The organism is Autumnicola edwardsiae (assembly GCF_031846505.1).
Taxonomy (GTDB): domain Bacteria; phylum Bacteroidota; class Bacteroidia; order Flavobacteriales; family Flavobacteriaceae; genus Autumnicola; species Autumnicola edwardsiae.
In genome coordinates this window covers 20,337-28,559 of record NZ_JAVRHP010000042.1, presented here as the reverse complement: position 1 = coordinate 28,559, position 8,223 = coordinate 20,337, and the positions used below count along the sequence as shown (strand labels likewise).

The 8,223-nt window shown below is 38.2% G+C and carries 10 protein-coding genes; 7 read left to right on the top strand and 3 right to left on the bottom strand.

From position 1 onward, the window contains the following. Window positions 1-3: 3 nt before the first annotated feature. From RM529_RS09645 to RM529_RS09635, 3 genes are all read right to left on the bottom strand, one after another. A complete protein-coding gene (locus RM529_RS09645; protein WP_311484588.1) occupies window positions 4-417 on the bottom strand; it encodes a type II toxin-antitoxin system VapC family toxin in 414 nt (137 codons plus the stop codon). Continuing rightward, entirely contained in the window at window positions 417-668 is a 252-nt protein-coding gene (locus RM529_RS09640) for a DUF6364 family protein (protein ID WP_311484587.1), read from the bottom strand. The genes RM529_RS09645 and RM529_RS09640 overlap by 1 nt, the downstream gene beginning before the upstream one ends. Window positions 669-761: 93 nt before the next feature. Next, entirely contained in the window at window positions 762-1,475 is a 714-nt protein-coding gene (locus tag RM529_RS09635; protein WP_311484586.1) for an RDD family protein, read from the bottom strand. Window positions 1,476-1,509: 34 nt separating this feature from the next. On the opposite strand from RM529_RS09635, the gene RM529_RS09630 reads away from it, so the two are divergent. From RM529_RS09630 to RM529_RS09600, 7 genes are all read left to right on the top strand, one after another. Then, on the top strand, window positions 1,510-2,493 hold the full coding sequence (locus tag RM529_RS09630; protein ID WP_311484590.1) for a stage II sporulation protein M: 984 nt from the start codon (window positions 1,510-1,512) through the stop codon (window positions 2,491-2,493). Further along, on the top strand, window positions 2,468-3,325 hold the full coding sequence (locus tag RM529_RS09625; RefSeq protein ID WP_311484585.1) for a hypothetical protein: 858 nt from the start codon (window positions 2,468-2,470) through the stop codon (window positions 3,323-3,325). Before RM529_RS09630 ends, RM529_RS09625 begins: the two co-directional genes overlap by 26 nt. Further along, window positions 3,325-4,089: a DUF4129 domain-containing protein gene (locus RM529_RS09620; RefSeq protein WP_311484584.1), complete on the top strand. Its 765-nt coding sequence runs from the start codon at window positions 3,325-3,327 to the stop codon at window positions 4,087-4,089. Before RM529_RS09625 ends, RM529_RS09620 begins: the two co-directional genes overlap by 1 nt. Then, window positions 4,082-5,293, top strand: a complete 1,212-nt coding sequence (locus RM529_RS09615) for a DUF4350 domain-containing protein (RefSeq protein ID WP_311484583.1) — start codon at window positions 4,082-4,084, stop codon at window positions 5,291-5,293. Before RM529_RS09620 ends, RM529_RS09615 begins: the two co-directional genes overlap by 8 nt. Then, window positions 5,283-6,299, top strand: a complete 1,017-nt coding sequence (locus RM529_RS09610) for an AAA family ATPase (protein ID WP_311484589.1) — start codon at window positions 5,283-5,285, stop codon at window positions 6,297-6,299. Before RM529_RS09615 ends, RM529_RS09610 begins: the two co-directional genes overlap by 11 nt. Further along, window positions 6,300-7,631 (top strand): DUF58 domain-containing protein, encoded by a 1,332-nt coding sequence (locus RM529_RS09605; RefSeq protein WP_311484582.1) that lies wholly within the window; start codon window positions 6,300-6,302, stop codon window positions 7,629-7,631. A gap of 102 nt (window positions 7,632-7,733) precedes the next feature. Then, window positions 7,734-7,898 (top strand): hypothetical protein, encoded by a 165-nt coding sequence (locus RM529_RS09600; RefSeq protein WP_311484581.1) that lies wholly within the window; start codon window positions 7,734-7,736, stop codon window positions 7,896-7,898. Window positions 7,899-8,223: the final 325 nt, after the last annotated feature.

The window sequence follows — 8,223 nt, the reverse complement described above, 5'->3', positions numbered from 1 at the left end:
TTTCTAAGGGTCGACTAGATAGGTTTCAGGTGTCATTACAGCTAATTCGCTTTTTTTATAATCCCTGATATTCCTCGTAAGAACTATATCAATTTTTCCATTTTTAACAGCTGAAAAATTTTGTAATGCATCTTCAAAGTCTCTAAAATCAGAGTTTAAAGAATTTATAACTATTTCTTCATCCATTTCTAATACCTCAATGACTGTTAAAAGGCGTTTTAATGTTTCAATTACCAGATCGTGTCTTGCGGTTTTCCTTAGAAGATAATAAGTATTACAAATAATCACGGGAGTTACAGATCCCTTTATTTTATTTTCTTCACATAAATTCAGGACGCCTGCAGCAAAATCTGCAAAAGGAGCTCTGTCAAAGAAAAAATCCAATAATACATCAGTATCAATAAGAACATTTTTCATTAGAGATATTTATCTTCCAGACGGTCTCTCAATTCTTTTTTGTAATTCAACTTCTTGGGAGCTTTAAAGGAACCCCTTAAAGATTTTACAACAGGATTTAATTTTCTCTCTTCCTTTTTCTGCTCTTCTGTTGTTAAAGCCTTTAAATAGTTTTCAATAATATCAGAAAGACTACGGTTCTTCTCTTTCGCATATTCTTTTGCCCGATTTATAACTTCTTTTTCAATTGTCAGGGTAAGTTTGGTATTCATCGCGTATCATCTTATTTCATTCTAATATACAAAATTCCTTTACACGTGTTATTGCAAAAATATTAATACGTCTCAAATAAATCCTGAAGGTTCTTACTGCTGTGAAAAATAATTATAATCGGAAATAACACTGCTTAAAAAATCCATAGGCCGTTCCTGATACTCTACATCCAGTAGTTTTGCAACTTTTGCAGCCAGGGAAATGATAACATTATGGTTTCCGTTGATCCTGGCCTTTCTGTAAATCTCTTTTATTTCCTGTATATCTGAATCGTTTAAAACCGTTACTTGTGAATATTTAGGAGTATAATTTTCCGGCAAATCAACGGCGAGTGTATTTTCTATTCCTACCCGGCGCTTTTCAGAAATAACAGTAGTCTTTGCCGCCAGGTCACCAAGTCGCTGTCCTTTTCCGTTCAATAAAATCATTACCACAGCTACAGAGCCGCTGGTTAAGGTAATGTCGATAAACCGAAGAAGCCATCTTATAAGATAATTCGAAAAAACCGGCCGCGAACCATCTTCTTTTACCACTCTTAGCTGCATTGCAGCTTTACCGGGAGTTTGTCCATTCCAGAACGTTTCCCACAAAAGATAATATAGAAAAACTGGCAAACCCAGCACGAGGTAATACATCCAGGTACCTCCCCGGTCAAGATCTGTTCCCGAAATAATAAGCCCGGTAATGATGGCGTAAAGAATAAGGATAAAGCTATCCACAACATAAGCAACAATGCGTTCTCCAATACCGGCCACGTTCTGACGAATGCTGATATTTTGAGCAGTTTCTATTTGAAAATTATCCATTTAATCTGTTTCTTTGAGTTCTAATTGGGAAACTATGCGCGAGGCCGCTTTTGTGAGGCAAAATAAGGATAAATGGTTAAAGTTTGAAAGCCTCCTTCAAAATAAAACGTCCATTCCTCCAGAGGAATTGTCGGCCGTCTATGTAGAGGTAAGTGATGATTTGAGCTATGCGCAGACGTTTTACGCTAAAAGTAACACCACGGTCTATCTTAACGGACTCGCTTCTGCGGCACATCAAAAGGTGTACAGGAACAGAAAAGAATCCCGCAATCGGTTTGTAACATTTTTTACTGAAGAGTTCCCGCTTTTCTTTTATCATCATCAAAAACAATTACTGCTTAGTTTTCTAATCTTTGCTCTATTTTGTGTGGTAGGTGCATTTTCTGCAGCCAGTGATGGCTCCTTTGTACGCAGCATCCTTGGTGATGCCTATGTAAATATGACCCTGGAAAATATTGCGAATAATGATCCCATGGCAGTGTATAAAAAAGCATCAGAAACCGATATGTTCCTGGGTATTACCATCAACAATATAAGGGTAGGCCTTTTTGCCTTCACCCTTGGGATCCTCGCCGGTTTGGGTACTGCTTTTATTCTAATGCAAAACGCTGTAATGCTGGGATCTTTTCAGTATTTCTTCTATGAGCAGGGACTACTCTGGGAATCGGCACGAACCATCTGGATTCATGGTACTATAGAAATTTCGGTAATTATTGTTGCCGGATGCGCCGGTTTGGTAGTAGGAAAAAGCATCTTGTTTCCGGGAACTTATTCCAGGTTAAGATCCTTTACTTCAGGTGTAAAAGATGGATTAAAGATTATTATCAGCACCATTCCTTTCTTTATAATTGCCGGTTTTCTTGAAGGTTTTGTCACAAGGTTAACTCAAATGCCAGATTGGCTGGCAATCACAATTATTTCGCTTTCTTTGGCTCTAATCCTATTTTATTACGTCTTTTATCCAATTTATCTACATAATCAAAAATTAAAAAATGAATCCAGACTATATCAGGTTTAAAAAACAAAGGGAACTGGGAGAGATTCTAAGTGTCCTTTTTAAGTTTCTTCGGGAGAATTACAAAATTCTTTTTAGCGTGTTCATAAAGTTTGTTTCGCCGGCTTTTGTCCTTTTAATAGCCGCGTTAAGCTACTACACCTACTCTACTATAGGTAGCCCCGTTTTTGCCACAGGGGCCCTTACCGGCGGGGAGTTTATATTATCTTTCATCCTCATGCTTATCGCTGTTCTAATCTATACGGCCGCACTAAACGGAACAGTTTTTCACCTTGTTAATTCTTACATCAATAATAACGGTAATGTTCATGTTTCAGAAGTTGGACAGGGACTAAAGGAAGATTTTGGGAAATTGCTCGGGCTAACTTTAATCTCTTGGGTGCTCATCCTGGCGGGAACTTTCCTCATTATTATTCCCGGTATTTACCTCACTGTGCCTTTAACTATGAGTGCCGCAATTCTTGTGTTTAGAAGAAGCAGTATCATGGACAGTATATCAGATTCTTTTCAACTGATAAAGGACAACTGGTGGATGACTTTTTTTACGCTTTTAGTAATTGGGATGATAATTTATCTTATCAGCTTTATTTTTCAAATTCCGTTATTGATCTACACCATCATAAAAGCTTTTACCGTGATGGAGGAAGGTTCGGCAGCAGATATGAGCGGGATGTTCGATTGGGTTTATATCACACTCTCTATAATTGCATCTCTAATTCAATATATATTGTACGCAATTATGCCTTTGGGGATCTCCCTGGTCTATTTTCATTTAAATGAAAAACAGAATTTTACGGGAACCTTTGAATCTATAGAAAACCTCGGAAAAGACTAATGAACAGATTTATTTTAGCAATTTCACTGTGCTTTTTATGCTTCGGAAATGTTTTTCCACAAGCTGAAGGCACCACAGATTCCATTGCTGAAATAAAGTACGATCGCGCTGAAGATCTTAATCCGGTTTCCTTCAGCAAAACTGAAATTGAAACCTACAAAAGCCAGCAGGAATTTGATTACCTGGGCCGTATTGAAAAAGATTCGTGGTGGACGCGTTTTAAGCGCTATATCAATCTAAAGTACGAGCAGTTTATAGAATGGCTATTTGGAGAATACACCCCGGGAGGTTTTATTCAGTTCATCATAACCATTATTCCCTATTTTATCCTTGTGCTTGTTCTTGGTTTCGTTTTCTGGCTAATTACCAGGCTGGATCCGGGAAGTTCGCTGCTCGAATCGCCGGCAGAACCTGGCGTTTTCCTCAGTGAGGAAGAAGAAATAATTCAGTCTAAAGATATAAGCCAGTTAATAGAAGAAGCAATTACCAATAAACAGTACCGGCTGGCTATTCGTTATTATTACCTTCTAAACCTAAAACGTTTGGATGAAACCGGTATTATAGCCTATCAATTTCAGAAGACAAACGAGGATTATTCCGGAGAAATCCGGAAAGAAGCCATAAAGCAACAATTCAGGAAGATCACAAGACTGTATGATTTTATCTGGTACGGCGACTTTAAGGTTTCAGAAACAGATTTTCGTTTAGCTGAAAAAGGATTTCTTCAGATGAATTCGGTACTTGAAAATTCAGCAAATGAATAAGACTTTTAAAATAACATTTGCCCTTTTCCTGTTGCTGGTACTCGCCCTCGCTTACCTGGAAGCCAGCGAGCCGGAGCCGGTAAACTGGTCTCCCAGCTATGTGGCCAAAGACAAGGTTCCATTAGGGAGCTTTGTGTTTTTCGAGAGCTGGAAAACCAATAGTGCTGCCGATATTGAAGAAATAAAAATTCCGCCTTACGAGTTTTTTATGCAGGACAGCCTTCCCAACGGCACCTATTTTTTCCTGAACCATTACATAGCTTTTGATGATGACGAACTTAACAACCTTTTGGAGTGGATAGAAAAAGGAAATTCTGCATTTATTGCTGCAGATTATCTTAGCATGAATCTTCTGGATACGCTGGATCTGGAAATAAATGAATTTATTAGTAACAAAGATTTCACTTCACATCCTCAGTTTAACCTGGTGAACCCAGAGCTTAAGAGTGCGGAACCCTACAAACTCGACCATGATATTGAAGCAATTTTCTTCAGTAAAATAGATACTGCGCGGCACACAGTTCTTGGCGTTGCAAATCTTGAAGATGGATCAACTTCTAAAGAACAAATTAATTTTATAAAAGTTCCCTTTGGAAATGGTGAATTGCTGTTACATACCAATCCGCAAGCTTTCAGCAATTATTTTTTGCTTTCTGAAAACAACTACGAATATGCTGAAAAAGTCCTGGCTTATATGGACGAAAATGGCCGAATTTTATGGGACAGTTACTATAAATCTGGCAAGACATTTTATTCCTCACCACTTTACATCCTGCTAAACAGCCGATCTCTAAAGTGGGCATATTATTTTGTGATCATTGGGGGAGTGCTTTTTATAATTTTTGAAGGTAAAAGAAAGCAACGTCCTATTCCCGTAGTGGCACCACAAAAAAATCAGACGTACGAATACACCCAGACCATTGCAGATTTGTACCTGGAACAGAAGCGTTATAAAGAACTTGCCTCAAAAAAAATAGAATTGTTCCTGGAGTATATTCGGATAAACTACCGTCTTCCTACTCAGGAAATAAATGAACAATTTTATCTGGATCTCTCTTCCCGGGCAGGAAAAGAGCCTGAAGAAGCGAAAAATTTATTTAACACAATCAATAGCATTAAAAGCAAAGCACAGATTTCTAAAGAAGAATTTCTGAAGTTAAGCCGTAAAATCAATGAGTTTAAAGATACAAAAGATGGAAAGTGAAGAAATACAACCTAATGAAGGTGATCAAAGAGAAGAGCTAAACTTTAACAATCGGGTGCCTCTGGAGGATCTAAAAAATTCTGTAGAAAAACTGAAAGAACAGCTGGCAAAAGTAATTGTGGGTCAGGATGAATTTGTAGAGCTTCTTATTGTAGGCCTTCTGGCCAATGGGCATGTGCTTATAGAAGGAGTTCCCGGAGTTGCAAAAACAGTGACCGCCAAGCTGTTTGCAAAAAGCCTGGAAACCGGATTTAGCAGAATTCAATTTACTCCGGACCTTATGCCTAGTGATGTATTAGGAACTTCAGTTCTCAACATGAAAACTTCAGAATTTGAATTTAAACCGGGTCCTATTTTCTCAAATGTTGTTCTTATTGATGAAATTAACCGTGCTCCTGCAAAAACCCAGGCTGCACTTTTTGAAGTCATGGAAGAACGGCAAATCACAATAGACGGGAAGCAACACAACATGGAAGCTCCTTTTATGGTGCTTGCCACACAAAACCCTATCGAGCAGGAAGGAACCTATGCCCTTCCGGAAGCGCAACTGGACAGATTTCTATTTAAGATTGACGTAGGCTATCCTTCAACAGAAGATGAAGTTAAGATTCTTCAATCCCACCATGAACGCAAAGGTAAACTTCCTGAAGCTAATATCGAACCTGTGCTACATCCCGAAAAACTTAATGAACTTAAGGAGCAAATTCATGAGATTTTGGTTGAAGAAAAATTGCTGAATTACATCGCCCAACTTGTTGGAAAAACACGACAGCATCCTCATCTTTACCTTGGTGCTTCTCCAAGAGCATCTATTGCAGTAATGAATGCTTCCAAAGCTTTTGCCGCTATTAACGGAAGGGACTTTGTGATTCCTGAAGATATAAAACGCGCTCTGAATCCAGTCTTGGGACACAGAATTATTCTTTCTCCAGATCGTGAAATGGAAGGAATGACGACTAAAAATGTCCTGGAAATGATTACACAATCTGTTGAAATACCACGATAGGTGATAAAATTCTTCAAATCTTTATATTTTACACAACGGGTTTTTGTGGCGCTTTTCACAATTGCCGTGATCTTTCTGTTTTCGTATTGGTTTGAAGTTATCTATACAGTCGCCTGGCTTTTTGTGGTTGTGCTAGTGCTCTTTGTAATACTGGATATAGTAACTCTTTTTAAAAACACCGGACTTAACGCAACGAGAATTCTCTCTGAAAAATTCTCTAATTCTGATGAAAATGCGGTAAAAGTGGAAATCCGGAACAAATACAATTTCCAGATTCGATGCGAAGTAATAGACGAACTTCCTGTACAATTTCAGAAAAGGGATTTCCTTAAAATTTTTACTATTCCTGCCAAAGGAAAGCACACATTCGAATATCTCGTGCGGCCCGTGCATCGTGGCGAATATATCTTCGGAAAATTAAACCTTTACGCCACTACCAAATTAAGGCTTGCCAAAAAACGGCAGGTGTTTGATGAAGATCAGATGGTAAAGGTTTACCCTTCTTTTATTCAGATGAAGAAATTGGATTTCCTGGCTATTGATAATAAGATTTCCCAACCCGGCCTTAAGAAAATCCGAAGGATTGGCCACACTATGGAGTTTGAACAAATCAAAGAATACGTAACGGGTGATGATGTACGCACAATAAACTGGAAAGCAACAGCGAAGCAGGGAAATTTAATGGTCAACCAGTTTCAGGATCAGAAAGCCCAGCCGGTTTATTCGGTTATTGATACCGGCCGTGTTATGAAAATGCCGTTTAACGGACTGAGTTTACTGGATTATGCGATTAACAGCGCATTGGCATTTTCGAATGTTGCACTTAAGAAAAAGGACAAAGTAGGCTTCCTGAGTTTTTCCAATGAACTCGAATACCTTCTAGGTGCCAGTTCAAAATTCACCCAGCTCAACCGTATTCTGGAAACATTGTACAACGTAAAAACCGGCTTTCGTGATCCCGATTACAGCCTGCTTTATTCCCGTGTTAAAAAACATATCAATCAGCGTAGCCTGCTGATGCTCTACACTAATTTTGAACATCCTTCCGGGCTCAAACGTCAGCTTCCGTACCTAAAAGCGCTGGCAAGAAAGCACGTGCTGGTTGTAATCTTCTTTGAAAATACCGAAGTGCAAAAACTTATAGAAACAGATGCCGATTCTGTTGCTTCCAGTGCACATCAAACCATAGCAGAGCAGTTTTCTTATGATAAAATTAAAATGGCTAAGGAATTGCAGCGCAACGGGATCCAGACCATTCTCACCAAACCGGAAGATCTTAGCATCAACACCATCAATAAATACCTGGAAATTAAAGCCCGCGGAATCCTCTAGCAAATTACAATTCAGGATTAAAATTCCACGGTTCAGCAAAACTTTTGAGTTGTTAAATATGCTTCAGAATATATTTGAGGTGTAATTTTAAAACCAGCAACTATGAAAATTTTAGCAGTATTTTCAACAATCCTGTTCTTCAACGTGGCAAATTCAGAACTTCGAGAAGCAGAACCGTCTCAAGTAGAGCTGAAAGAAAACCAATGTGACATTATAGGGAATCACATTCTGTTCGCCTGGGTCACCCACGAATTAGAAGACCAATAATTGCCATTTTCAGCACATCTCTTTTTCTTCAGAAGAAAATATATAATGAAGCAAAGAATCTCCTCAAAATAAATCCACGAAAAGCCACTCTTACAGTAAACCAGCACTTTAAAAAGTAAAATTGAAGCCAATAATTGCCATTTTTGAGATATAACTTTTCTCCAGGCTAGCTTCAACCTCCAAAATCAATTTTCCAATTAGCAAATTTTCAAGTTGTCAAATCGGTACACTTGCAAATCACCAAATCTTCCAAATAGATAAAGCTATATTTTTCTATATAGGCAATAGAAAAAACCAATACATTTGTATTGTATTTAATTTCACT